General features: G+C 64.1%; 2 protein-coding genes. Both read left to right on the top strand.

All coding sequences use genetic code 11. From position 1 onward, the window contains the following. Positions 1-107: 107 nt before the first annotated feature. Positions 108-629, top strand: a complete 522-nt coding sequence (locus tag CNO22_RS26890; RefSeq protein WP_100502276.1) for a hypothetical protein — start codon at positions 108-110, stop codon at positions 627-629. Positions 630-808: 179 nt separating this feature from the next. Beyond that, positions 809-1,759, top strand: a complete 951-nt coding sequence (locus CNO22_RS26885) for an MBL fold metallo-hydrolase (protein ID WP_198588643.1) — start codon at positions 809-811, stop codon at positions 1,757-1,759. Positions 1,760-1,825 lie beyond the last annotated feature (66 nt).

Here is a 1,825-nt window from a genome sequence, read left to right as displayed (position 1 = left end):
GCTGGCGCGCCGGCAACACCCACACCAGCCTCACCGCAGCGTGATCATCAACCGTCCGGGCAGGTCAACCCGCCCATCTCGGACTTTGCCTCGGCCCTGGGTTTGAGATGGTCGCGGCGCTGCCAGGCATCATCAACGTCGGGGCCATGGTGCACGCGGTGGTCCAGGACGCCCTGGCGGACGTCCTTCACGGTCGCCGCAAGCAGAGCTGCCTACACCTCGTGGACGCGCCAAACGGCTACCGCACCGGCGTTGGGCCGCTGAGGCCCGGTCAGCAGCGAGAGCTCGACCGGATGGCGTTCCTGTGCGTCCGACACCCGGAGCGGCTGCTCTGCGACGAGCGCGAGAGCCCGGGCGTCAGCCTCGGGTGCGCAAACCTGCACATGGCGCAAGAGCACAAAGACGAGATCGTGGCGCGCTGCTTCACCTGCGCGCAGCCGATCCCGGAGGACGAGGTCACGCCGGTCTTCGCCGTCATCACGCTGCACCAGCCGCTGAGCGTCTACCACGGCCCCGACCGGAGCTTCCGCTACATGGGCGAGCTGGAGACGCTGCCGATCACCTACCTCTGCCAGCGGCACCGCGACCAGATGGATCTGCCGATCCGGATCATGTGGCCGCGCCGGTGATCATTTACGTTCACTTCCGCAGGAGCCAGGCCGCGACTCCCGTAATGACCTGCTCGGTGATGGCTCAGGATTGCGTTCCACTTGACCCCTGGTACGCACCGTATTTAGGATCATCCGGCATCGGCGAGGAGGGTAACCGGCACTTTCTGCGGTCGGTGAAGGCGGCGAGGCGAGACCTTATGACGATCATCAAAGCCACTCCCAGCGATGTTGCTCCGATTCCTGCCGGCTGCGCCGGCCCCACCGTCCCGGAGGACAAGGGCTATCTCGTCGAGGAGATCAGGGGCGGGGTGTATTGGGTCAGCGACGGCGTCTTTCAAGCCATGTTCCTCACGACCGGGGACGGGGTCATCGCCTGCGACGCGCCGCCGACCATCGGCCGAAATTATCTGAACGCCATCTCGGACGTGACCGACGAGCCCGTGACGCATGTGATCTACAGCCATTCGCACAGTGACCACATCGGAGCGGCACATCTGTTCCCGGAGTCGGTGACGTACGTCGCCAGCGCTGAGACGGCGCGCACCCTGGCGCGCGTCGACGATGCCAGGCGACCGGTTCCCGCAGTGACGTTCTCGGACAGTTTCAGACTGAACGTGGGTCGGCAGACGCTTCTCCTGGAAGACAAGGGGCCCGACCACGAACCGGGCAACATCTACATCTATGCGCCCGAGCAGAAGATCCTGATGAAGATAGACGTCATCTGTCCGGGGTGGGTCCCTTTCAAGGACCTCTCCCACGTCAAGGATATGCCGGGCTACCTCAAAGCCCATGATGACGTGCTGACTTACGACTTCGACGTCCTGGTGGCGGGCCATGTGGCGCGCCTGGGGGCGCGTGAGGATGTCGAGGTGCAACGAGAATATGTAATGGACCTCAAAGCTCACGCTACCGAAGCCATCGAGACAGTGGACATCTCCCGTGTATTCGAGGAATCCGGCGTAGCCGATCCGAGTCGGCCCGGCGCCGGCAACCCCTGGTTGCTCTTCGACGTCTACCTACAGACTGTCGCCGATCAGTGCACTCAGGCCATGCTTCCCAAATGGGTCGAGCGTTTAGGGGGTGCAGATGTCTTCACGTTCGACCACGCACTGGTCGTGACTGTTCAGGTGGTCGCCCGCGTGTCGTGATCGGGTGATCCTGGCGGGCTGTGAAGGATCGGTCCGTGTCCGCGCCGAGCTACGAGCAACTGGCGG

Source organism: Geodermatophilus chilensis, assembly GCF_002802985.1.
Classification (GTDB): domain Bacteria; phylum Actinomycetota; class Actinomycetes; order Mycobacteriales; family Geodermatophilaceae; genus Geodermatophilus; species Geodermatophilus chilensis.
The sequence above is the reverse complement of the archived record's forward strand: the minus strand, read 5'-3'. Positions and strand labels throughout refer to the sequence as shown.